Origin of the sequence: Devosia oryziradicis (genome assembly GCF_016698645.1) — a bacterium.
GTDB lineage: Bacteria > Pseudomonadota > Alphaproteobacteria > Rhizobiales > Devosiaceae > Devosia > Devosia oryziradicis.
Window position 1 is genome coordinate 343,633 of sequence record NZ_CP068047.1, and the last position, 21,734, is coordinate 365,366.

The following is a 21,734-nucleotide window of genomic DNA, read 5'->3' on the forward strand; positions in this document are numbered from 1 at the left end:
TGCGACAAGTGTCTTGGGCGAGGCCCGTAGCTGAGTTCCGGGACGGCGTGTGCGAAGAGTGCACCGCCAATGCGCCACACACGTTGTTCGATATGCTGGGCCTTTGAGAGGAAGGAATTGGTGGAGCCAAGCGGGATCGAACCGCTGACCTCTTGCATGCCATGCAAGCGCTCTCCCAGCTGAGCTATGGCCCCATTCCTTTGGGTCTTGGAGGGCGGCTCGCCCGTCCGAAGCGAGGCGGAACCTATTGGATGATCCGCCCCCGTGCAAGTGCCTAAATGACACTTTTTTGCTTGGCCGGCTGAATGTCGCAGCCGGCCAAAAACTCAAGTCAAATCAACGATCTTCGTCGCCACCAACTTCAAAGCCAAGTTCGTCGTCCTCGTCTTCGTCTTCCTCGAGGAAGACGTCGGCATCATCGTCGCCAAGCTCCTCGTCGACTTCGACGTCATCGGTCTCGGGGATTTCCTCGTCGCCGGATTCCTCGGCATCGGCATCCTCGAGCGAGACGATTTCGGGCGCTGCCGCGTCCTCGGCCTCTTCTTCGATCTCCTCATCGTCCTCGTCATCCACCTTGCGGGCGGAAGCGGGGGAGGGCTTGCCGGCGAGCACCTGCTCGAAATAGGAGCGGGGATAGCTCTTGCCGGTATAGGGCGAGACGATCGGGTCCATATTGAGATCGTAGAACTTCTTGCCCGTTTCAGGATCGGTGCGCTTGGTGCCGCGTTCGGAACTGGCCATCGATGTTCCTCGTAAGGTTTTGCGGGGCTTCTGGCCCCGGTTCGGTCAGTCCGGTTATGGACAAACACCGCCCCTGTCAAACCGAAAATGTGGAGAGCTGGTTCCCGCCGTCCGGGGGTAGTGGCCTTGCCGCGCCGGGGCATGCTACAGCCGGCTCGCCCATGATCCAAACCGCCCATCCGATTCCAGCCGATAGCGGCCCGCTCGCGAGCCACGGGGCCAACCCGCTTTCGGGGCGGTTTGCCACGCCGGGCGACCGAGCCATTGCCCATCGGGCGCTGATCGTGTCGGCACTGGCGGTCGGACACAGCACGATCGAGGGCCTGCCCGACAGCGCCGAGGTGCTGGCGACGGCGGCGGCCCTGCGACAACTGGGGGTGCGCCTGGAGGCGCGGGACGGTGCCTGGCACGTATACGGCCTGGGCGTCGGCGGGCTGCTCGAGCCGCAGGGACCGCTTGAACTGGGCTTGGCCGGCGAGGGCGGGCCGCTGCTGCTGGGGCTGCTGGCCCCCTACCCATTCTCCACGCGCTGTTCGGGCGGCCCGGCGCTGACGAGCCAGCCGCTGCTGGACGCCCTGGCGCGCATCGGCACGACAGTGACGCAGGGCGGCGGGCTGACGGTGACACTACACGGCCCGATCATGCCGCTGCCCTTGCGGCACGAAATGGCGGCCGCTTCCGCGACGGTCAAATCCGCGCTCTTGCTGGCCGGAGCGCAGATGGCGGGACGGACCACCATTGTCGAGCCCGTGGCGACGAGCGATCATACCGAAAAGCTGCTGGCCGACTTTGGTGCCACCATCGCCGTTCACAGCGACGAGGCGGGCGGCGCCAGCATCGGCGTGACCGGGCTTGCCGAATTGCAGCCGCGCCGGGTGCTGGTGCCAGGCGATCCATCGGCCGCGGCCTATGCGCTGGTGGCGGCACTTGTCGTGCCGGGCTCGGACCTGACAATCGAGAAGGTGCTGGTCAATCCGGCGCGAACGGGCCTGATCGACACGCTGCTCGAAATGGGTGGCGATATTCAGTTTCTCAACCAGCATGAGAGCCAGGGCGAGCATGTCGCCGACCTCAGGGTCCGCTCGTCGCGCCTCAAGGGCATTCATGTGGGTGCCGGCCATGCCGCCGCCATGCTGGACGATATCCCGGCCCTGGCGGTTGCGGCCGCCTACGCGCAGGGCGAGACGGTGATCGAGGGACTGGCACCGTTGCGTGCCGTGGGCGGAGATCGACTGGCCGCGACCGCCGCGGGCCTGGCCACGTCAAAGGTGACGGTGACCGAGGGCGAGGACAGCCTCACCATTGGCGGTATCGGCAAGGTCGAGGGCGGTGGCATGGTGGCGAGCCGCGGCGATGGCGCCGTCGCCATGAGTTTCCTTGTGCTGGGCCTAGCCAGCCACAAGCGTGTTACGCTGGATGATACCAGCGGCATTGCCACGAGCTTTCCGGGCTTCGTGGCCGCCATGACCGCGGCGGGTGCGCGGTTCGAACCGGTGAAAGGACGCCTGGGATGATCATTGCCGTCGATGGACCCGCCGCGTCGGGCAAGGGCACGCTGGCCTCGGGCCTGGCCAAGCATTATGGCCTGCCGTACCTCGATACCGGCCTGCTCTACCGGGCCGTTGGGCGGGCAGTGGAACAGTATGAGAATTCGCCCGAATTCGAGCAGCGCGCCATCGCGGCCGCCCAGACGCTGGACGAGAACGACCTCGAGCCAGAATTCCTGCTTTCGGCCAAGGTGGGGACTCTGGCTTCCAAGGTGGCCGTGATCGGCGCGGTTCGGCATGCCCTTTTCGACTACCAGCGGCAGTTCGCGACCCAGGATGGCGGCGCGGTGCTCGATGGCCGCGACATCGGCACGGTCATTGCCCCCGAGGCCGATGCCAAGCTGTTCATCCAGGCCGACAGCAAGGCCCGCATGGAGCGCCGGGCGCGGCAGCTCGAAGCCCGCGGCCAGGAGGTTGACCGCTACGCCCTCTATCACCAGATAGAGGAGCGGGACGCGCGCGACATGGCCAACCCCAATGGGGGCTTCTACAAAGCCGCCGACGCGCACTTGCTCGATACCACGCTTCTCGATATAGAAGCCGCACTCCGCGCAGCCATCGCGATCGTCGATGGGGCCATGGCGTCCAAGGCAGGGTCCAACAGACCTTAATCCAACCTTGGGTGTTCCTGGTTCCCGGCCATCACCAACGAAGCGCGCGGGAATAATCTGAAATCAACGTTTCGATCGGGCGCTCGCGCGCCGGCATTCTCGTTTCGCGAGATGGCGGGCCCCGGTCTTCACCTCAACCACCGGTGCAACGGAGAAGATATTTGGCACAGCAAACTGTGACTAAGGAAGATTTTGAATCGCTGCTGATGGACTCGTTCATCGACAACGAGCCGCTAGAGGGCGCCGTCGTCAAGGGCACCGTCGTTGCGATCGAAAAGGACCTGGCGATCATCGACGTCGGTCTCAAGACCGAAGGCCGCATCGCGCTCAAGGAATTCGGCCAGGCCGGCCGTGACGGCACCATCAAGGTCGGCTCGATCGTCGAGGTCTATGTCGACCGCGTCGAAAACGCCGCCGGTGAAGCCGTGCTGTCGCGCGAGAAGGCTCGCCGCGAGGAGAGCTGGGTCAAGCTCGAAGAGATGTACAACAACAACGAGCGCGTTGAAGGCACCATCTTCAACCAGGTCAAGGGTGGTTTCACCGTCGACCTCGAAGGCGCCATCGCCTTCCTGCCGCGCTCGCAGGTGGACATCCGTCCGATCCGCGACATCGCGCCGCTCATGAACGTGCCGCAGCCGTTCCAGATCCTCAAGATGGACAAGCGTCGCGGCAATATCGTCGTGTCGCGCCGCGCCATTCTCGAAGAATCGCGCGCCGAACAGCGTTCGGAAATCGTGCAGCAGCTCGAAGAGGGCCAGGTTGTCGACGGCGTGGTCAAGAACATCACCGATTACGGTGCGTTCGTCGACCTGGGCGGCATTGATGGCCTGCTCCATGTCACCGACATCGCATGGCGTCGCGTGAACCATCCGTCCGAAGTGCTGACGATCGGCGAGACCATCAAGGTCCAGATCGTTCGCATCAACCATGAATCGCACCGCATCTCGCTCGGCATGAAGCAGCTGCAGGCCGATCCGTGGGATGGCATCGAAGCCAAGTACCCGATCAACGCCAAGTTCACCGGCCGCGTCACCAACATCACCGACTACGGTGCGTTCGTGGAACTGGAGCCGGGCATCGAAGGCCTGATCCACGTCTCGGAAATGAGCTGGACCAAGAAGAACGTCCACCCCGGCAAGATCGTCTCGACCTCCCAGGAAGTCGAAGTCGTCGTGCTGGAAGTCGATCCGGACAAGCGCCGCATTTCGCTCGGTCTCAAGCAGACCCTGGCCAATCCGTGGGAAAGCTTCGCCGAGAAGTTCCCCGTCGGTTCGGTCATCGAAGGCGAAGTCAAGAACAAGACCGAATTCGGCCTGTTTATCGGCCTCGACGGCGATGTGGACGGCATGGTCCATCTCTCCGACCTCGACTGGCAGAAGTCGGGCGAAGTGGCCCTGGAAGACTACAACCGCGGCGACATGGTTTCGGCCAAGGTCCTCGACGTTGACGTCGAAAAGGAACGCATCAGCCTGGGCATCAAGCAGCTCGCCACCGGCGAGACTTCGTCGGCTGCCGGCGCTGATGCTGCTGGCGAAGCTGGCGGCCTGCGCAAGAATGCCGTCGTCACCGGCACCGTGATCGAAGTCAACGATGGGGGCATCGAAGTCCGCATCGAGGGCACCGACATGACCGCCTTCATCCGTCGTGCGGACCTCAGCCGCGATCGCAACGACCAGCGTCCGGAGCGTTTCTCCAAGGGCGAAAAGGTCGACGCGCGCGTTACCCAGTACGACCGCAAGACCTCGCGCATCCAGCTGTCGATCAAGGCACTTGAGATCGCCGAGGAAAAGGAAGCCGTCGCCAATTACGGTTCGTCGGATTCGGGCGCTTCGCTCGGCGACATCCTGGGCGCCGCGCTCAAGGGCCGCGAAGAGAAGTAATTCTCTTCCGCCACCCATCGGGCCCGCGCTTCACAGCGCGGGCCTTTTGCTTTTTAACAACGCCATGAGAAACGCTATGCACTGGCGCGGACTGACCGCACTCGACCTGCCCGAGGTGGAAGCCATCGCCGCCCAGGTGCATCCCGATTTCCCCGAGGACATGGTGGTGTTCGCCGAACGGCAGCGGCTTTATCCCGACGGCGCGCGCCTCCTCGAGCTGGACGGCGTCCCGGCCGGCTACGTGCTGAGCCATCCCTGGCACTTGGGCGCCCTGCCGGCGCTCAATGCGCTCCTGGGCGCGATTCCCGAAGATGCCGACACCTTTTACCTGCATGATCTGGCCCTGTTGCCACGGGCGCGTGGGACCGGCGCCGCCGCCATGATCGTGGGCGACATGCTGCGCCACGCCCGCGCCAACGGGCTGCCCAGCGCCAGTCTGGTCGCTGTAAACGGCTCGCTGCCCTTCTGGTACAAGCACGGCTTCCGGGCGCTCAAGGCGCCCGAGCTCGAGGCGAAGCTGGGCAGCTACGAGGCGGCGGCGCGCTACATGGTCAAGCGCTTCTGACTTGTCAAACGGCCTGGTCGGCTCTACCGGTCGAGGCCGTTCAGCCACGAGGCCACGATGACCGACCAGCCCCCCTCCGACGCGCACGCCACCATCGCGGCCTATACCTATCGCAAGTCGCGCGGGCGCTGGCGGGTGCTGGCCTTCATCGCGCTGGCGATCGCGGTGCTTGTCGGCCTGGGGCGGTTCGCCCTGCCGCAGGGCCCGGCCAGCGATCACATTGCGCGCCTGGTCATCGACGGCACCATCACCACCGATCGGGCGCGGCTGGCGGTCATCTCGGACCTGGCCGAGGACTCCTCGGTCAAGGCGGTCATCGTTGCCATCAACTCGCCGGGCGGCACCACGGCGGGCGGCGAGGAACTCTACGAGGCGCTGGGGCAGTTGCGCGCCGCCAAGCCCACCGTTGCCGTCATCGGCGAATTGGGGGCGTCGGCGGCCTATATGACCGCCATTGCCAGCGACCGCATCTTTGCGCGCCGCCTGTCCATCGTGGGCTCGATCGGCGTGCTGTTCCAGCATGTCAATGCCGGCAAGCTGATGGAAACGATCGGTGTCGACCTCGACAAGGTCGCCTCCGGGCCGCTCAAGGCGGAACCCGATTTCGACGAGCCGATGGAAGGGGCGCCGCGCGCCTCGATCGCCGCGCTGGTCGATGACAGCTTCCAGTGGTTCGTCGACGTGGTTGCCGAGCGGCGCGGCCTCAGCCGCGATGCGACGCTGGCGCTGGCGGACGGACGCATCGTCACTGGCCGCGTTGCCTTGGAGGCCGGGCTGATCGACGCGATCGGCGGCGAACTGGAAGCCATCGACTGGCTCGAGGCCGAACACGGCCTGGCAGCGGACCTCGCCGTCGCCACCGTCTGGCCGGAGCCGCAGCAGGGATTTGACCTCCTCGGCACCTTCCTGGGCGGCCAGGCCCGGGCCGTGCTGGGTCTGCCCGAGGGCCCCATCACGCTTGACGGGCTGGTTTCGCTTTGGCAGGTTGGTTCAGCCCTCTGAGCCATAGGGTAGACGTTCAGATGCGGAGCCTTTGATGATCAAGTCGGAACTGGTCGAGAAACTCGCGGCGGAAAATCCGCATCTGTTCCAGCGTGATATCGAAAACATCGTCAATGCCATCCTCGACGAGATCGGAGACGCCATGGCGCGGGGCGACCGGGTCGAACTGCGCGGCTTCGGTGCCTTCTCGGTCAAGAACCGGCCGGCGCGCGTGGGCCGGAACCCGCGGACCGGTGAGCAGGTTGATGTGGGCGAAAAGTACGTGCCGCAGTTCAAGGCCGGCAAGGAAATCCGCGAGCGGCTCAACCGCAGCTAGCGTTTCCAGGAAAAGTGGCCCCACTTTTCCGGTTCGGAAGCGCGCAGAACGCTCTTTCAACGGGGCCAGGGCTCCATAGGTTACCAGACGCATGGTCAACAGAATCGTCGGTTGGGTGGTGCTCGTCCCGCTATGCCTGGGGCTGATTGTCTTCGCCCTGGCCAACCGACACTTCGTCGCGGTCAATTTCAATCCGTTTGCACCCGTCGATGGTGCGGTGGCGCCTGGCTACGGCGTGCCGATGTTCGTGGTGCTCTATGTGGTGCTTCTGGTGGGGGTGCTGCTGGGCGGCATCGCCACCTGGTTTGCCCAGGCCAGCCATCGCCGGCGCGAAAAACACTGGCGGCGCGAAGCCCATATGCTCAATGGCGAGCTGGAAAAGCTGCGCCGCCATCACGGCCAGGCCAGTTCGGGCCCGCTGGCTGAAGTCGATGACCTCCTGGAGCTGCGCTGAGCGCGATGGCCGACCCCCTGATCATCAAGATTTGCGGTATCAAGACCCCCGAAATCCTCGAGACGGCCATCGACGCCGGGGCCGACATGGTCGGCTTCATGCATTTTTCGCGCTCGCCGCGTCATGTAACCATCGAAGAGATCGCCACGCTGATCTCGGAGGCACGCGGGCGCATCCAGACCTGCGTCGTACTGGTCAATCCGGACAATAGCTGCGTCGCCGAAGTCGCCGCCCTCGGGCCGGATTGGATCCAGCTGCACGGCCCGGAAACACCGCACCGCGTCGAAGCCATCCGCGCCGAGGCCGGTGTCGAGATCATGAAGGCGCTGCCCATCGGCACGGCCGAGGATGTGGCGCATGTCGCCGATTTCGTCGATGTGGCCGACGGCATCCTGCTCGATGCCAAGCCCCCCAAGGGGGCCGATCGGCCGGGCGGGCTGGGTGAGACCTTCGACTGGAGCCTGCTCAAGGCGCTTGACCCATCCATCCCCTTCATGCTTTCGGGAGGGCTGACGCCGCAGACCGTGGCCGACGCCGTCAGAAGCATCCGCCCCTACGGGGTCGACGTGTCATCGGGTGTCGAAAGCGCGCCTGGCGTCAAGGACAAGCGGCTGGTCGAGGCGTTCATCCGGAACGCGCGAGCGGCACAGTAAGTAAGCACTGACAGACCTCACGGTGAGCCTGTCGAACCGCGAGGTCGGGCGCACCGAACCTCGTCCTTCGACAAGCTCAGGATGAGGTTCTCTCGGGGCATCGAGAGGACGCAATGGACGGCATCAACTCCCTGCGCAACGGTCCCGACGAGGATGGCCGCTTCGGGCTCTATGGCGGCCGCTTTGTCGCCGAGACCCTGATGCCGCTGATCCTGGACCTGGAAGGCCAGTACCGCGCGGCCAAGACCGACCCCGCCTTCAAGGCCGAACTGTCCGACCTCAGCGTGCATTATGCCGGGCGGCCGAGCCCGCTCTACTTCGCCAAGCGGCTGACCGAGCATCTGGGTGGCGCCAAGGTCTGGTTCAAGCGCGAGGAGCTCAACCATACCGGCAGCCACAAGATCAACAATTGCCTGGGGCAGATCCTGCTTGCCAAGCGCATGGGCAAGACGCGGGTGATCGCCGAGACCGGCGCCGGCCAGCATGGCGTGGCGACGGCGACGGTATGCGCCAAGTTCGACCTGCCCTGTACCATCTTCATGGGCGCGACCGACGTCGAGCGGCAGATGCCCAACGTGTTGCGCATGAAGATGCTGGGTGCGGAAGTGCGGCCCGTCACGGCCGGCGCCGGCACGCTCAAGGACGCCATGAACGAGGCGTTGCGCGACTGGGTGACCAATGTGGACACCACCTATTACCTGATCGGCACGGCGGCAGGCCCGCATCCCTATCCGGAAATGGTGCGCGACTTCCAGAGCGTCATCGGCACCGAGCTCAAGGAGCAGTTCAGGGCATCCGAGGGCAAGCTGCCCGACGCGGTCGTGGCCTGTGTCGGCGGCGGCTCCAATGCCATTGGCAGCTTCTATGCCTTCCTCGATGATCCCGAGGTCAGGCTCTATGGCGCCGAAGCGGGCGGGCATGGCATCGACACCGAGAACGGCCATGCCGCCTCGATGACCGGCGGCCGGCCGGGCGTGCTGCATGGCAACCGTACCTACCTGCTGCAGGACAAGGACGGGCAGATCCTCGAGGGCCATTCCATCTCCGCCGGCCTCGACTATCCCGGCGTCGGTCCGGAACACGCCTTCCTCCATGACAGCAAGCGCGTCACCTATGCGCCCATCACGGACAACGAGGCGCTCGAGGCCTTTCAGCTGTGCACGCGGCTCGAAGGCATCATCCCAGCGCTGGAATCGGCGCATGGGCTGGCGCAGCTGATGAAGGTCGCGCCATCCATGGGCAAGGATCAGTCGATCGTGCTGTGCCTTTCGGGGCGCGGCGACAAGGACGTCGAGAGCGTCGGCAAATATCTGGGGCTGCTGTAGTCATGTCGCGTATCGAGAAGCGTTTCGCCGAAGCCAAGGCAGCCAACCGGCCGGCTTTGGTCACCTATGTGATGGCCGGCGACCCTGACCTCGCCACCAGCCAGGCGATCATGGAGGCCCTGCCCCAGGCCGGATCCGATATCATCGAGTTCGGCATGCCCTTTTCCGACCCGATGGCCGATGGCGTCGCCATCCAGCTGGCCGGGCAGCGTTCGCTGGCCGGCGGCATGACGCTGCGTGGCGTGCTCGGCATGGTGGAAGATTTCCGCCGCAAGGACGAGACCACGCCCATCGTGTTGATGGGCTACTACAACCCGATCTACATCTTCGGCGTCGACAAGTTCCTGGCCGCGGCCAAGGATGCCGGCGTCGATGGCCTGATTATCGTCGACCTGCCGCCGGAAGAGGACGACGAACTCTGCATTCCCGCGCTCAAGGCCGGGCTTAACTTCATTCGCCTCACCACGCCGACGACCGACGACAAGCGGCTGCCGGCGGTGCTCAAGAACACCTCGGGCTTCGTCTACTACGTATCCATGACCGGCATTACCGGCGGCGCCATCAAGTCGCGTGGCGCGGTGGGCGAGGCGGTGGCCCGCATCAAGGGTCATACCGACCTGCCGGTGGCCGTCGGCTTCGGCATCAAGACGGCCGAGGACGCCGAAGAGATCGGCAAGCATGCCGACGGCATCGTCGTGGGCACCGTGCTGGTGGACGCGGTGGGCAAGTCGCTGCTCGATTGCAAGGCAACCGACAAGACGGTCGCCGCGGTGCGCGACCTGGTCGCCGACATTGCCGGTGGGGTCAAACGGGCAAGGGCATAACCCCCGGCCCCGCCTTAACCTCGCCGCTCGGCCCTGATAAGATTCGCCACAATTTACCCCTAGGTGACATCCCAGTCCCTTTGCGAGGCTCGCCATGAACTGGATCGATAACTTCGTCCGTCCGAAAATCCGCTCGATGCTCGGCGCCAAGCCGACCATTGCCGAAAACCTCTGGGTCAAGGATCCGGAATCGGGCGAGATGGTGTTCTATCGCGATCTGGAAGCCAACCAGTGGGTGGTGCCCAATTCGGGTTATCACATGAAGATCAAGCCGGCCGACCGGCTCAAGACCTTCCTCGACAATGGCGCCTATGAACTGGTGCCGGTCCCGGCGGTGCCGGTCGATCCGCTCAAGTTCCGCGACCAGAAGCGCTATCCCGATCGCCTCAAGGAAAACCGGGCCAAGACCGGGTTCGACGACTCGGTGATCGTGGCGACGGGCAAGCTGTTCGAGCGCGACATCACGGTCGCGATCCAGGATTTCGACTTCATGGGCGGCTCGCTCGGCATGGCCGCCGGCCAGGGCATCATCACCGGGCTTGAAACCGCCGTTGCCCGCAAGACCGCCTTCGTGCTCTTTGTAGCCTCGGGCGGCGCGCGCATGCAGGAAGGCGTGCTGAGCCTCATGCAGATGCCGCGCACCACGGTTGCCGTGCTGCGCCTGCGCGAAGCGGGCCTGCCCTTTTTCGTGGTGCTGACCAATCCCACCACCGGCGGCGTCACCGCCTCCTATGCCATGCTGGGCGACGTGCACCTGGCCGAGCCGGGCGCGCAGATCGGCTTTGCCGGCGCCCGCGTGATCGAGCAGACCATCCGCGAAAAGCTGCCCAAGGGCTTCCAGCGTTCTGAATATCTCTATGAGCACGGCATGGTCGACATGGTGGTGCACCGCCACAACCTGCGCTCGACCATCGGTTCGCTGTCGGCGATCCTGACCAAGGTGGAAGCCTCGGGTGCCCTGACCAGCACGGCGCCCGCTGTTGCCCGCACCAGCCTGCGCGATGCGGCGGTGGCGGCGGAAGCCGATGATGGCGATCTGCCGCCGGTCAGCGCCGCTCACGCCGAGTAGGCCTTTACCCGCACTTAAGGACGACTCGCTAGAGTTTGCGGAAATTATGGGCAGGCCGAACCATCCGGCCGCCTTTCCGCCAGGTGAGTCCGAATGTTCAAATTTTCTCTGCCGATCGCCCGCAAGCTGCCGCTGGCCCTCCTGGGGTCTGCCCTGCTGGTCAGCCTTGGCGTGGGCACGGCCAGTTACCTGATCGGCAGCCAGGCGCTGCGCACTTCGGCGGAAACCAACCTGACGACGCTGGCCAGCGAGCGCGCCGCGGCCGTCTCGACCTATCTCAAGTCGGTAGAAGACGATCTGGTCGCCACCTCGCGCTCGGAAGCCAGCATCCAGGCCCTGCGCGATTTCGGCGGTGCCTGGCTAGGCTTCAAGGTCGATCCGACCGCCGAAGTCCGCAAGCTCTTCGTGGATGACAACCCGAACAAGGAAGACCTGGCGGCGCTCGAAACGCTGGGGACGACGGGCACCTACGACGTGACGCATACCCGCTTCCACCCCATTTTCCGCCGCCAGATCGCCGCGCGCGGCTATCGCGATCTTTATCTGTTCGATCCGAAGGGCTTCATGGTCTATTCGGTCAACAAGGCCGAGGATTTCGGCACCAGCTTTGCCGAGGGCGGCCCGCTGGCCAATTCGAGCCTGGGGAAGGTGTTCCAGCAGGCCGTGGCCATCGAAAACCCCGATGAGCTGGTCTTTGCCGATTTCGCGCCCTACCAGGCCGCCGGCGGCCTGCCGGCAAGCTTCTTTGCCAAGCCCGTGTTCAATGCCCAGGGCCGCAAGGTGGGTGTGCTGGCCATCCAACTGCCATCGGAACGCCTCGATGCCGTGATCGGCGACCGCACGGGCCTGGGCGAAACCGGCGAAGTGCTGGTGGTCGGTCCGGATGGGCTGTTGCGCAGCGATTCCAGCTTCACCGAAGGCAATGACGCGATGGTGACCCCGTTTGCCGGCCCGGTGCTCGACACCGCGCTGGCAGGCAAGGCCAACAATGGCGAAACCGATACCTACCGCGCCACCGACATGCTGGTTGCCGCCGCGCCGATCGCGACGCGCGGCCAGCCCTGGGCAGCTGTCGCCGTGATGGCGACCGACGAGGTGCTGGCCCCGGTGGCCAACATGCGCAACATGATGCTGGCCATCGGCGCGGGCCTGTTGGTCGTGGTCGCGGCGCTGGGCCTGCTCTTCTCGCGCACCATCACCAAGCCGATTACGCGCCTCACCGATACGATGGATGCCCTGGCCAAGGGCGACCTCGAAGTCGAAGTGCGCGGCGCAGACCGCACCGACGAACTGGGCGCCATGGCGCGCGCCGTCGAAGTGTTCCGCGAGAACGGCCAGAAGGTGGCGCAGCTGACCGAGGCGGAAGCCGCCCAGGTGCTGGCCAACCAGGCCGAACGCGCCCGCATGATGCAGAGCCTGCAGCGCGCCTTCGGCGACGTGGTGGATGCCGCCATTGCCGGCGACTTCAGCAAGCGCGTCGAGGCCGAATTCCCCGATGCCGAGCTCAATACGCTCGCCCGCTCGGTCAACTCGCTGGTCGAGACGGTCGATCGCGGCCTGGGCGAAACCGGCGAAGTGCTGTCGGCGCTGGCCGATACCAACCTCACGCGCCGGGTGCGCGGCGACTATGAGGGCGCCTTTGCCCGCCTCAAGGCCGATACCAATGCGGTGGCCGAGAAGCTGGGCCAGATCGTCGGCCAGCTGCGCCAGACCTCGAGCGCGCTCAAGACCGCGACGGGGGAAATTCTCTCTGGCGCCAACGACCTGAGCGAACGCACCACCCGCCAGGCCGCCACGATCGAAGAAACCTCGGCGACCATGGAGCAGCTGGCAGCTACGGTGCTGGAGAACGCGGCCAAGGCCGAGGCGGCCAGCAAGCAGGCCCAGGCCGTTTCCGAAACCGCCGAGGAAGGCGGCCGGGTGATGACCGAGGCGACCGACGCCATGGACCGGATCACGGCCTCGTCTGGCAAGATTTCCAACATCATCGGGCTGATCGACGACATCGCCTTCCAGACCAACCTGCTGGCCCTCAACGCCTCGGTGGAAGCGGCGCGCGCCGGCGATGCCGGCAAGGGCTTTGCCGTGGTGGCCGTGGAAGTGCGGCGCCTGGCGCAGTCGGCGGCCAGCGCCTCGGCCGACGTCAAGGTGCTGATCGAGCAGAGCGCCAACGAGGTCAAGGGCGGCTCGCGCCTGGTGGCCGACGCGGCCGCCAAGCTCTCGGGCATGCTGGGCGCCATCCGCGACAACACCGCGGCGCTGGAGGCCATTTCGCGCGACAGCCGCAGCCAGGCCAGCGCAATCGACGAGGTCAATGTCGCCGTCCGCACCATGGACGAGATGACCCAGCACAATGCGGCGCTGGTCGAAGAAACCAATGCTGCCATCGAGCAGACCGAAGCGCAGGCCACCGAGCTCGACCACATCGTGGACGTGTTCACCATCGACGAAAACCAGGCACGCTCGGTCGCCCCCGCCCGGCCAGCGGCGCCGGCTCCGGCCGCTGCCGCCCCCGGTGGCATCCGCGGCATGCAGGAAAAGCTCAAGACCGTGGCCAAGTCCTATCTCAGTCGCGGCAATGCCGCCGTCGACCAGGACTGGAACGAGTTCTGATCGCCGAACGTCGACAGTGAATCACCCTCGGGTCAGGCCCGGGGGTGACAATTGGTGGGTGTTGCAGCCCACCGATATCGGCGCTACCTCATCAGCCCACCGCTGATGAGTTCTCCATGTCCCGCACCGATGCCATTCTCAAGCGCCTGTCGGCGCTGCATCCCAAGCTGATCGACCTCAGCCTCGATCGCATCCTGCCGCTGCTGGCAGCCCTGGGTGACCCCCATGAGCGCCTGCCGCCGGTGATCCATGTGGCCGGCACCAATGCCAAGGGATCCACGATCGCCTATCTCAGGGCGTTTCTGGAAGCGTCCGGCAAGCGGGTGCATGTCTATAATTCGCCGCATCTGGTGCGTTTCAACGAGCGTATCCGGCTGGCCGGCAAGCTGGTCGGCACACGGCGGCTCAATGCTTCGCTCGAAAAGGTCGAGGCCGTCAACGCGCAGCGGCCGATGACCTTTTTCGAGATCACGACCGCGGCGGCCTTCATGCTTTTTGCCGAGACCGAAGCCGATTACCTGCTGCTCGAAACCGGCATGGGCGGCACCTATGACACCACCAATGTGGTGCGCCGGCCGCTGGGCGTCATCATCACGCCGGTCGATCTCGACCACCAGGCATTCCTGGGCAATACGATCGCCAAGATTGCCGGCGAAAAGGCGGGCATCTTCAAGCGCGGCAGCAAGGCCGTGATCGGCATCCAGCAGGACGAGGGCCGGGCCGTGCTCGACCGGGCAGCACGGCGGCTGGGCATTGTGCCGCTGTTCCAGGGCGAGGACTTTCACGGTTCGCAGCAGGATGGACGGCTGGTCTACCAGGATGAACAGGGGCTGCTCGACCTGCCCCCTCCCGCCTTGCTGGGGGCGCATCAGTTCGACAATGCCGCTCTCGCCATCGCCGCGGCGCGGCATTTCGGGCTGCCGGTCAGCGAGGACGGTTTTGCCCGCGGACTGCGTCAGGCGAGCTGGCCGGCGCGCATGACGCCGCTCCAGACCGGACCGCTGCGCAACCTTTTGGGCCCGGGCGCCGAACTCTGGCTCGACGGCATCCACAATGCGCATGGCGCGGCGGCCGTGGCCACCGCATTGCGAGACCTCGACAAGGCCCGTCCCGCGCCGCTGGTGCTGATCATGGGATTGATGAACACCCGTGAGCCGGCCGCCGTGCTGGCGCCGTTCGCCGGCATGGCCAAGGAGGTGCTGACGCTCACCATTCCGGGCGAGACCAATGCCCACAAGGCGGACTACATTGCCCAAGAGGCCCGCAAGGCCGGTTTCAAGGCCCGCCGGATGCGCTCGGTGGTGACGGCCCTCCGGGCCGCAGCCGACGTCCCCAATGCCCGCGTCCTGATCTGCGGCTCGCTCTACCTGGCCGGCGATGTGCTGGCACGGAATGGGACGCCGCCGGATTGAGTTTGACGGGTTCCCGAGGGCCCCAAGCTCGGGGTTCCTGACTCACCCCCACCCTTGATCCCTCCCCACAAGGGGGAGGGAGACGATGAACTTAGGCATCGGAGCTGGCGCCTCCCTCCCCTTGATGGGGAGGGAATGAGGGTGGGGTGACGAGAGCCACAAAGGGAGGCCCTCAATACCTCCCCTGCTCGCTGCCCACGAACGGATCCACCGGGCTGGTGCCGGCAAAGGCCTGGCGGCCCATGAGGCATTCCAGGGCAGCGGCCTGCAGCGCTTCGCTCGAGCCATAGACGTTGACATAGGTGGGCACGCGCGGGGCGTCGTAGAGGTAGTAGGGATAGCCGAACGAGACCATCACCGTGGGAATGTCATGCCAATGGCGGCTCATGGCGCCGAAGACCGAGCCGGTCAGCCGGGTCCAGTCCAGGAAGATGCGGCTGCGGGTGAGGACGGTTTCTTCGGCGAAAAGATAGAGCACCAGGTCGAAGTTGCGGGGGCTCACCTCCATGCCGGCTTCATAGACCGTCACCTCGAAGCCCTCCTCTTCGAGCCGCTTTGGCAAGCTCAGGGGCAGTGGGTGGGGCACGAAGGGCAGGATGACGCCACCCGAATAGACCAGTACGCGCTTGGTCTTGGCCGGTGACAGCGGCAGCAGGTTCCTGATGTCCTTGACCAGCGTGGGGACCCGTGCGGTGACGCCTTGGGCGATCAGCCGGTTCTCCTCGGTGGCCACGACGCGGCGCGCCGCATCGAGATTGGGTTCAGGGCGATCGGCTTTGTGGAGACCCAGGGCTGCCTTGAGCGCCAGGACGCGCGTCACCGCCTCGTCGACCCGCTCCTGGCTCAGCCGGCCATCGGCGACGGCCTTGACCAGCCGCATCAGGTCGCCATTGGGATCGTCCGAGAAGAGGATCACATCGCAGCCCGAGATGATGACCTCGGGCAGCACCTCGTCACGCGGGCCCCAGTCACCCATGCCTGCCATCGGAGTGGCGTCGGAGACGATGAGGCCGTTGAACCCCAGCTCGCGGCGCAGCAGGTCCTGGTTCAGCAGCTTGCTTAGCGACGCGGGGCGGTAGGCTTCGGCGCCGGCATCGGGATCGATGGCACGTGCGAAAGCCGGCAGGGCAATATGGGCGGACATGACGCTCATTACGCCGGCTTGGATGGCCTTGCGATAGAGCCGGCCGAAGCTGGCTTCCCATTCGGGCATCGAAAGCGGATTGACCGTGGTCACCAGATGCTGGTCGCGGTCGTCATAACCCTCGCCGGGCCAGTGCTTGACGGTCGCCGCCACGCCGTTGGCCTGGAAGGCGGCGATCTGCGCCAGTGCGTGGCGCTCGACCTTGTCGATGTCGCTGCCATAGGAACGGGTACCGACAATGGCGCTGCGCCAGGCGGCGTTGATATCGATGACCGGGGTAAAGCTCCAGTTAAGCCCGACCGCATGGGCCTCGCGCGCCATGATCGTCGAGATGGCTGTGGTGGCTTCGACGTCATCGACCGCCGCCAGCCCGAGCGGATTGGGCACCGGCGTGCCCAGGGGCAGGCTCATGCGGCTGCCTTCGAGATCGGCACTGACCAGCAAGGGCACGGCGCTCAGCGTGCCCAGGTCGCGCGCCAGCTCGATTTCGGCATGGAGGTCGTCGCTATAGATGCGGGTGATACCGCCGGGCCGGAAGCTCCGGACACTTTCCGCCGCTTCCGCCGGGGAACCTCGCTCGAGCAGCACGAAGAGCTGGGACAGCTTGTCCCGTGGCGTAAAGGCATCGCGCGTCGCCGCGACCCAGGCCATGGCCTCGTCATCAAGATTGAACGGGGCGGCGGAAAGGTCGATCGGGGCCAAGGGTACATCCTCTGTTTTGTCTGCTTCTAGCACTCAAAGGATCAAGGCGGCAAAGTCATGACGGGGAATGAAACGGCAGTCGAGGCTCGGAATCGAGCCCGCGGCCCCACCCCCTCCTACCTCCCCCATCAGAAGGGGAGGTTTCTCTCCACTCGGAGGCACAATCGCGGCCAGCCACAGATCGGCACCTCCCCTTGACGGGGGAGGTTGGGAGGGGGTGGATGGCGGGCGCGATGACGGCGATGGCCCGGCCTAGTTGAACACCCGGCGGCACTTGAACTGGCCGAATTCGACCCAGCCGGTGGCGAGGACCTGGCCCCGGAAGCTCACCCAGCATTCGTCCAGCGAAACCGGGGCGCCTGCGCCGGTCAGCAGCACTGGATTGCCATGGCGGACGGCGGTCGCCTGCTGCGGGTCCAGGCGGATCTCGGGCAGGTCGGCAAAGCCCGCCGCAACCGGCTTGAGCAGCGCATCGCGCGCTTCGGGCGGCAGGGCCTCGAGCTGGTCGATGGTGAGGGCGTCAGCGTCGTGGAACGGCCCCACCGCGGCGCGATGCAGCATGCCGACATGGCCGCGCGTATCGAGGGCTTCGGCGATATCGCGCGCCAGCGAGCGCACATAGGTGCCCTTGCCGCAGGTGACTTCGAGCACCGACTTTTCGTTGCCATGCTCGATGAGCGCTATGGCATCGACGTCGATCTGTCGCGGCGGAAGGTCCACCGCTTCGCCCGCCCGCGCCAGGTCGTAGGCGCGTTCGCCATCGACCTTGAGCGCCGAATAGATCGGCGGGCGCTGCCAGATGGTGCCGGTGAATTGCGGCAGCACGGCTTCCAGCGCCGCCTGGCTGGGCCGGATATCGGATGTCGCCACGACGCTGCCTTCGGCATCATCGGTCGTGGTGGCGCTGCCCCACTTGATGGCGAAGCGATAGACCTTGGTCCCTTCCTGCACCTGGGGCACGGCCTTGGTGGCCTCGCCCAACGCGATCGGCAGGATGCCGGTGGCCAGCGGGTCGAGCGTGCCGGCATGGCCGGCCTTGGCGGCGCCAAACAGCCAGCGCACCTTGCCCACCGCCTGGGTAGAGGTCATGTCATAGGGCTTGTCGAGCACCACCCAACCGGAAATGGCGCGCTTGGTCCGCTTGGGGTGGCTCACTCGGTCTCGCCGTCTTCGTCGCTCAGGTCGCGCTGCACCTTGTCGGAGCGCAGCAGGCTGTCGATGCGGCTGGCCTCCTCGAACGTGTCGTCGACATAGAAGCGCACTTCGGGCGCAAACTTCATGTTGATCTGCGGCGCCACACGGCCGCGCACGAACTTGCGGTGCCGGTTGAGGGCCGCCACGATCTCCTCGGCATGCATGCCGCCCAGCGGCATGATGTAGGCATTGGCGATCTTGAGGTCGGGGGTCATGCGCACTTCGGGCACGGTAATGACCGCGCCGCGCAGGGCGTCGTCCTCGATCTCGCCCCGGGCGAACATGGCGGCCAGCGCGTGGCGCACCAGTTCGCCGACGCGCAGCATGCGCTGGCTTGGGCCGGTTGGTCTGTTGTCTTTGCTCATTGGGCGGGATTAGGCCTTCCCCGCGCCGCCGTCAATCGGCGAGGGCCAGGCTGGCTTCGGCCTGCAGCTGCTCCGCCCGCGCCTTGAGCACATCGGTGCTGACAGGCCAGGTTTCCGGATTGGACGGGTCGAACAGGGGCCCGCGCCATTCCTGGTAGGCGATGGCAACGCCCTTTTCGGTCTTGGAAAAGGCCATGACCATGACCTCGCCCTGGCCCTGGTAGCCCTCCAGGCGATCCAGATAGGCACCGCAGACATAGCCGAGCGCGGCCAGGTCGTCGCCATTGTCCTCACCGAACTGGAAGAAGCCGCTGAGCTTGGGATTGCAGGTCTGGCTGTAGCCATACATCACCGCGCTGCGATAGTCGGTCAGCGGCCGGCTGGCTTCGAGCGTTATGCGCGCGCCATAGAGCGTGGTCCACTGCTCGGGTGTCTCACCCTTGGGATAGATTTCGAGCAGGGCCTGGGTGGGGTCGGAGCGGAAGCTGGTTTCGACCAGCGGCTGGACATTGCCAGAGAGGCGCTCAGCCGGGGTCAGCCAGTCGGGCAGCGGCAGGGTGAACTTGTGCCCGACCGAGGTCAGGACCAGGGCATTGCCTTCCTCGACGAGAGGGGCCTCGGTGACCACCTGGGCAAAGGCCGGGGCCGGGCCGGCAAGAAGCAGGAAAACTGCCAGCATGCTGCGAGCAAAAGTCATGTTTGCTTGGGTCTCCTCAGCCCCATGTCTTGCCTATGCCGTCGAGCCTTATGGGGGAGGCGGAGGCTGGGCAAGTCAAATTATATCGATTGCGGTAAACGCGCTCAGCTGCGCAGCCCGCCGCGGCCACCTTCGGGCAGCACCCGGTGAGGCGGCTGGTGGCCATCCATGAAGGCCCGGATATTGACGATGACGGTCTCGCCCATCTCGATGCGGGCCTCCAGCGTTGCCGAGGCCATGTGGGCGGTCAGCACCACCTTATTGGCTTCGGCCAAGGCCAGCAGGCGCGGGTCGATTCCACGTTTGTTTTCAAACACATCGAGTGCTGCGCCGCTCAGGTGTCCGCTTTCGATGGCCGCGATCAGAGCCGCTTCGTCGACCAGTTCGGGCCTGGACACATTGACCACGAAACTCCCCGGCCGCATCCGCGCGAGCCGCTCGGCGGAAAGGATATGGAAGGTTTCGCGGGTGTGAGGCGTGTGCAAGGAGACGATATCGACGGCTTCCACCATGGCGTCGAGATCGTGCCAATAGGTGGCCTCGAGCGGATTTTCGAGGCCCGGCGGGCGGCGATTGCGCGAGAAATAGTGGATGTTGAGGCCGAAGGCCTTGGCGCGCTGGGCGACGGCCGTGCCGATGCGACCCATGCCGACAATGCCCAGCGCCTTGCCACGCAGCCGATGGCCGAGCATTGAGGTGGGCGACCAGCCGGCCCAGACCCCGTCGCGCACCAGCATCTGAGTGCCCTCGACAAGTCGGCGGGGCAGAGCCAGCATCAGCACCATGGCCATGTCGGCCGTGTCCTCGGTGAGCACCGATGGCGTGTTGGTCACGGTCAGGCCAGCGGCCCAGGCGGCCTCGATGTCGATATTGTCGACGCCATTGCCGAACTGGGCGATCAGCCGCACGCTCTTGGGCAGGCGGGCGATAAGGTCGGCATCGATGCGGTCGGTGATGGACGAGACCAGCACATCCTGGCCCTCGAGCCCGGCGATGATGTCGTCCGAGGTCAACATGACATCGCCTTCGTTGACGTGAGTCTCGAACAGCGTCGCCATGCGCGCCTCGATGGTCTCGGGCAGGCGCCGCGTCACGAGAATATTGGGTTTCTGGCTGGTCATATGTTCCGCAGGCGGGGGCGCTACGGGGTGTGGAAAACCCACCCTTCAGTGCCCATTAAGGATCATTGGCTAGTGATAGGGCAATTCATTTGTTACGCAAAGTCATGTTTGACGAGACCCTGCGCGGCGCCCTCGGCCGCATGTTCATCGCCCTTTGCCGCCGCCTGCCCTGGATCATGCTGGCGCTCGCCCTGCTGGCGCCGGCGGCCTCCGCACAGTCGGCCAATCCGAGCGGCTTGCCCCTGCCGCGCTTTGCCACGACGCGATCCGAACCGATCAATGTCCGCGTCGGCCCGGGCCAGAAATACGACATTGCCTGGACCTACCTCAAATCGGGCATTCCGGTGGAGATCGTCCAGGAATTCGATACCTGGCGCAAGATTCGCGATGTGGATGGCACAGAGGGATGGATCCACCAGAACCTGCTAGCCGGCACCCGCGCCGGCTATGTGACGCCGCTGATCGCCAATGGCGAAATCGCCCTGCGGGCCGGCAAATCGGACGAAGCCGGTGTGCGCGCCCGGCTGGGACCGGGGCTCAAGGTCACCATTACCGAATGCGATGGTGCGTGGTGCCAGGTCAGCGCCGCCGGGCAGGACGCGGCACAGCGCGGCAGCACCTATACGGGATACCTGCACCAGGAAGAGCTCTGGGGTGTCTATCCGGACGAAGTGTTCGACTAGCCCAGTTCCGCCAGGGCATTGGCCGTCTGGCGCGCGACGCGCACCGCATCATCCTGCTTGGGACAGGTAGCGCAGTAGCGGCCGGGGTCGATGCGATAGTCGAGGCAACAGCCCTTGCGCCTGACGATCAGCAGGCGATGGCCGCCGGCCTTGACCGGCTCCAGCGTGCCCTGCCCGCTCAGGCCCAGACCCTCGAGCCAGCGGGCCGCATAGGTCTCGATCGTCTCGGTCGACAGGTCGCGCCGGCGCTGGCCGAGCCAGAGCATCAGGCTGAGCATCCGGTCGGCCAGCAGGCGCCGCGCCGGAAGGGGCCGGAGCCTGGCCTGCCTGTTGACTTCATCCAGCATGGTCGCGGCCATGGCGGTCAATTGCCCCGCCGCATTGTCGATCAATTGCTCGACGGTTCCTTGGGCCTGCGCGCCCGGCAGCAGGCGATAGCCATCGACATAGACGCCGCGCCGCTGCTGGGCGAGGCCGGACAAATCCGGCATCGCCCCATGGATGTGGGCGGCGATCACGGCCAGGTAGGCGGGTTGCCAGATCAGGTTGGTCCAGAGGCGGACCGCGTGGAAGGCCGGTCCGGCCTGGGGATAGGTGGCAGCCAGGGCGGCATGCAGCTCGGCCAGCATGGCGGAATTGTCGGCGCCGGGTTGATACCAGCCCGGACGCGTCGGGCCGGGTTCGCCCTTCATGAAGCCGGTGAGTTGCGCCGCCGTCGCGATCAACCGCGTCGTGGCGGCGTCGCCGGTATCTTGGGCAAAAAGGAAGGAGCGAGCCATGGCCGCCCTTCTAGCGCCCCCACTGCCACGAGAAAAG

21 protein-coding genes and 1 tRNA gene are annotated in these 21,734 nt (G+C 65.6%); 14 read left to right on the forward strand and 8 right to left on the reverse strand.

The annotated features are described in order from the left end of the window. Positions 1 to 118: 118 nt before the first annotated feature. Both JI749_RS01655 and JI749_RS01660 read right to left on the reverse strand, forming a co-directional pair. A tRNA-Ala gene (locus JI749_RS01655) sits at positions 119 to 194 on the reverse strand. Between the two features lie 142 nt (positions 195 to 336). Beyond that, positions 337 to 741: a TIGR02300 family protein gene (locus JI749_RS01660; protein ID WP_201657921.1), complete on the reverse strand. Its 405-nt coding sequence runs from the start codon at positions 739 to 741 to the stop codon at positions 337 to 339. A 161-nt stretch (positions 742 to 902) separates the two neighbouring features. On the opposite strand from JI749_RS01660, the gene JI749_RS01665 reads away from it, so the two are divergent. The 13 genes from JI749_RS01665 (at position 903) to JI749_RS01725 (ending at position 15,012) form a co-directional block, all read left to right on the forward strand. Next, on the forward strand, positions 903 to 2,255 hold the full coding sequence (locus JI749_RS01665; RefSeq protein WP_201657924.1) for a 3-phosphoshikimate 1-carboxyvinyltransferase: 1,353 nt from the start codon (positions 903 to 905) through the stop codon (positions 2,253 to 2,255). Further along, on the forward strand, positions 2,252 to 2,899 hold the full coding sequence (locus JI749_RS01670; protein WP_201657927.1) for a (d)CMP kinase: 648 nt from the start codon (positions 2,252 to 2,254) through the stop codon (positions 2,897 to 2,899). The genes JI749_RS01665 and JI749_RS01670 overlap by 4 nt, the downstream gene beginning before the upstream one ends. Positions 2,900 to 3,060: 161 nt before the next feature. Further along, a complete protein-coding gene (rpsA, locus tag JI749_RS01675) occupies positions 3,061 to 4,779 on the forward strand; it encodes a 30S ribosomal protein S1 (protein ID WP_201657930.1) in 1,719 nt (572 codons plus the stop codon). 76 nt (positions 4,780 to 4,855) lie between these two features. Next, positions 4,856 to 5,344, forward strand: coding sequence for a GNAT family N-acetyltransferase (locus tag JI749_RS01680; protein WP_233280828.1), 489 nt, complete (start codon positions 4,856 to 4,858; stop codon positions 5,342 to 5,344). Positions 5,345 to 5,401: 57 nt separating this feature from the next. After that, positions 5,402 to 6,346 (forward strand): signal peptide peptidase SppA, encoded by a 945-nt coding sequence (sppA, locus tag JI749_RS01685; RefSeq protein ID WP_201657936.1) that lies wholly within the window; start codon positions 5,402 to 5,404, stop codon positions 6,344 to 6,346. A 34-nt stretch (positions 6,347 to 6,380) separates the two neighbouring features. Next, positions 6,381 to 6,662: an integration host factor subunit beta gene (locus JI749_RS01690; protein ID WP_035099264.1), complete on the forward strand. Its 282-nt coding sequence runs from the start codon at positions 6,381 to 6,383 to the stop codon at positions 6,660 to 6,662. Positions 6,663 to 6,753: 91 nt separating this feature from the next. Further along, positions 6,754 to 7,116 (forward strand): lipopolysaccharide assembly protein LapA domain-containing protein, encoded by a 363-nt coding sequence (locus JI749_RS01695; protein WP_201657939.1) that lies wholly within the window; start codon positions 6,754 to 6,756, stop codon positions 7,114 to 7,116. Positions 7,117 to 7,121: 5 nt separating this feature from the next. Next, positions 7,122 to 7,769, forward strand: a complete 648-nt coding sequence (locus JI749_RS01700; protein ID WP_201657942.1) for a phosphoribosylanthranilate isomerase — start codon at positions 7,122 to 7,124, stop codon at positions 7,767 to 7,769. Between the two features lie 113 nt (positions 7,770 to 7,882). Further along, a complete protein-coding gene (gene trpB / locus JI749_RS01705) occupies positions 7,883 to 9,094 on the forward strand; it encodes a tryptophan synthase subunit beta (RefSeq protein ID WP_201657945.1) in 1,212 nt (403 codons plus the stop codon). Positions 9,095 to 9,096: 2 nt separating this feature from the next. Then, entirely contained in the window at positions 9,097 to 9,918 is an 822-nt protein-coding gene (gene trpA, locus JI749_RS01710; RefSeq protein ID WP_201657948.1) for a tryptophan synthase subunit alpha, read from the forward strand. A 94-nt stretch (positions 9,919 to 10,012) separates the two neighbouring features. Further along, positions 10,013 to 10,987 (forward strand): acetyl-CoA carboxylase, carboxyltransferase subunit beta, encoded by a 975-nt coding sequence (gene accD, locus JI749_RS01715; RefSeq protein WP_201657951.1) that lies wholly within the window; start codon positions 10,013 to 10,015, stop codon positions 10,985 to 10,987. Positions 10,988 to 11,080: 93 nt separating this feature from the next. After that, complete coding sequence (locus JI749_RS17405) at positions 11,081 to 13,600, forward strand: methyl-accepting chemotaxis protein (protein WP_233280829.1); 2,520 nt, start codon at positions 11,081 to 11,083, stop codon at positions 13,598 to 13,600. Positions 13,601 to 13,716: 116 nt separating this feature from the next. Further along, positions 13,717 to 15,012, forward strand: a complete 1,296-nt coding sequence (locus tag JI749_RS01725; protein WP_201657954.1) for a bifunctional folylpolyglutamate synthase/dihydrofolate synthase — start codon at positions 13,717 to 13,719, stop codon at positions 15,010 to 15,012. A gap of 172 nt (positions 15,013 to 15,184) precedes the next feature. Here JI749_RS01725 and JI749_RS01730 read toward each other — a convergent pair whose 3' ends face one another. The 5 genes from JI749_RS01730 to JI749_RS01750 all read right to left on the reverse strand — a co-directional run bounded on the left by JI749_RS01730 (position 15,185) and on the right by JI749_RS01750 (position 20,235). Then, a complete protein-coding gene (locus JI749_RS01730) occupies positions 15,185 to 16,807 on the reverse strand; it encodes a glycoside hydrolase family 3 protein (protein ID WP_201662432.1) in 1,623 nt (540 codons plus the stop codon). Between the two features lie 303 nt (positions 16,808 to 17,110). Next, positions 17,111 to 18,013 (reverse strand): tRNA pseudouridine(55) synthase TruB, encoded by a 903-nt coding sequence (truB, locus tag JI749_RS01735; protein WP_201657957.1) that lies wholly within the window; start codon positions 18,011 to 18,013, stop codon positions 17,111 to 17,113. Further along, complete coding sequence (gene rbfA / locus JI749_RS01740; protein WP_201657960.1) at positions 18,010 to 18,417, reverse strand: 30S ribosome-binding factor RbfA; 408 nt, start codon at positions 18,415 to 18,417, stop codon at positions 18,010 to 18,012. Before rbfA ends, truB begins: the two co-directional genes overlap by 4 nt. Positions 18,418 to 18,448: 31 nt before the next feature. Next, the gene (locus tag JI749_RS01745; protein WP_201657963.1) at positions 18,449 to 19,114 is read right to left on the reverse strand and encodes a hypothetical protein; all 666 of its coding nucleotides are present in this window, start codon (positions 19,112 to 19,114) and stop codon (positions 18,449 to 18,451) included. 104 nt (positions 19,115 to 19,218) lie between these two features. Then, positions 19,219 to 20,235 carry a 2-hydroxyacid dehydrogenase gene (locus tag JI749_RS01750; RefSeq protein ID WP_201657965.1) on the reverse strand — a complete coding sequence of 339 codons (1,017 nt, stop codon included), beginning with the start codon at positions 20,233 to 20,235 and terminating at the stop codon, positions 19,219 to 19,221. Between the two features lie 104 nt (positions 20,236 to 20,339). On the opposite strand from JI749_RS01750, the gene JI749_RS01755 reads away from it, so the two are divergent. Next, positions 20,340 to 20,918 (forward strand): SH3 domain-containing protein, encoded by a 579-nt coding sequence (locus tag JI749_RS01755; RefSeq protein ID WP_201657968.1) that lies wholly within the window; start codon positions 20,340 to 20,342, stop codon positions 20,916 to 20,918. On the opposite strand, the gene JI749_RS01760 is transcribed toward JI749_RS01755, so the two are convergent. After that, positions 20,915 to 21,697, reverse strand: coding sequence for a siderophore ferric iron reductase (locus tag JI749_RS01760; RefSeq protein ID WP_201657971.1), 783 nt, complete (start codon positions 21,695 to 21,697; stop codon positions 20,915 to 20,917). The genes JI749_RS01755 and JI749_RS01760 overlap by 4 nt on opposite strands. Positions 21,698 to 21,734 lie beyond the last annotated feature (37 nt).

Excerpts from the sequence above, each read along its gene's own strand:
- JI749_RS01695 (WP_201657939.1), top strand. The coding sequence starts at position 6,754 with ATGGTCAACAGAATCGTCGGTTGGGTGGTGCTCGTCCCGCTATGCCTG.
- JI749_RS01745 (WP_201657963.1), bottom strand. The coding sequence starts at position 19,114 with ATGACTTTTGCTCGCAGCATGCTGGCAGTTTTCCTGCTTCTTGCCGGC.
- JI749_RS01755 (WP_201657968.1), top strand. The coding sequence starts at position 20,340 with ATGTTTGACGAGACCCTGCGCGGCGCCCTCGGCCGCATGTTCATCGCC.
- JI749_RS01690 (WP_035099264.1), top strand. The coding sequence starts at position 6,381 with ATGATCAAGTCGGAACTGGTCGAGAAACTCGCGGCGGAAAATCCGCAT.
- JI749_RS01660 (WP_201657921.1), bottom strand. The coding sequence starts at position 741 with ATGGCCAGTTCCGAACGCGGCACCAAGCGCACCGATCCTGAAACGGGC.
- rbfA (WP_201657960.1), bottom strand. The coding sequence starts at position 18,417 with ATGAGCAAAGACAACAGACCAACCGGCCCAAGCCAGCGCATGCTGCGC.
- JI749_RS17405 (WP_233280829.1), top strand. The coding sequence starts at position 11,081 with ATGTTCAAATTTTCTCTGCCGATCGCCCGCAAGCTGCCGCTGGCCCTC.
- accD (WP_201657951.1), top strand. The coding sequence starts at position 10,013 with ATGAACTGGATCGATAACTTCGTCCGTCCGAAAATCCGCTCGATGCTC.
- JI749_RS01725 (WP_201657954.1), top strand. The coding sequence starts at position 13,717 with ATGTCCCGCACCGATGCCATTCTCAAGCGCCTGTCGGCGCTGCATCCC.
- trpB (WP_201657945.1), top strand. The coding sequence starts at position 7,883 with ATGGACGGCATCAACTCCCTGCGCAACGGTCCCGACGAGGATGGCCGC.
- JI749_RS01750 (WP_201657965.1), bottom strand. The coding sequence starts at position 20,235 with ATGACCAGCCAGAAACCCAATATTCTCGTGACGCGGCGCCTGCCCGAG.
- JI749_RS01670 (WP_201657927.1), top strand. The coding sequence starts at position 2,252 with ATGATCATTGCCGTCGATGGACCCGCCGCGTCGGGCAAGGGCACGCTG.
- JI749_RS01730 (WP_201662432.1), bottom strand. The coding sequence starts at position 16,807 with ATGGCCTGGGTCGCGGCGACGCGCGATGCCTTTACGCCACGGGACAAG.
- sppA (WP_201657936.1), top strand. The coding sequence starts at position 5,402 with ATGACCGACCAGCCCCCCTCCGACGCGCACGCCACCATCGCGGCCTAT.
- JI749_RS01700 (WP_201657942.1), top strand. The coding sequence starts at position 7,122 with ATGGCCGACCCCCTGATCATCAAGATTTGCGGTATCAAGACCCCCGAA.
- trpA (WP_201657948.1), top strand. The coding sequence starts at position 9,097 with ATGTCGCGTATCGAGAAGCGTTTCGCCGAAGCCAAGGCAGCCAACCGG.
- JI749_RS01760 (WP_201657971.1), bottom strand. The coding sequence starts at position 21,697 with ATGGCTCGCTCCTTCCTTTTTGCCCAAGATACCGGCGACGCCGCCACG.
- JI749_RS01680 (WP_233280828.1), top strand. The coding sequence starts at position 4,856 with ATGCACTGGCGCGGACTGACCGCACTCGACCTGCCCGAGGTGGAAGCC.
- JI749_RS01665 (WP_201657924.1), top strand. The coding sequence starts at position 903 with ATGATCCAAACCGCCCATCCGATTCCAGCCGATAGCGGCCCGCTCGCG.